The organism is Streptomyces sp. P9(2023), from assembly GCF_032436795.1.
Lineage (GTDB): Bacteria > Actinomycetota > Actinomycetes > Streptomycetales > Streptomycetaceae > Streptomyces.
On the sequence record NZ_JAUPWM010000621.1, the window covers coordinates 1 to 258 of the forward strand.

Consider the following 258-nt stretch of genomic DNA (forward strand, 5'->3'; position numbering starts at 1 on the left):
GATAGTTCAGATCGCTTGCAGCAATCCCATTCTTTTCGAGTGTACGCAGCGTCTTGAGATGAGGCTGCAACTCATTCATCTTGCGTCCGAAACCAGCACCCATTTGCATGAGACGCTGTGCTTCTTCCACAGATTTGATTTCGATGGTCTTGCCGTTCGCTTTGATCGGCCCTATTAACTGCTTGTATGCAGCCTCGAAATCGATAGGGGCAGGTGCCTCTGCTTCAGGGGCAGGAGGATTACCTTGCTTATTATCGG

Annotated in this window: 1 protein-coding gene; it reads right to left on the reverse strand. The window is 50.0% G+C overall.

The genetic code is table 11. From position 1 onward, the window contains the following. On the reverse strand, positions 1–258 hold a 258-nt coding region (locus Q5762_RS38920), incomplete at both ends, for a hypothetical protein (protein WP_315897041.1).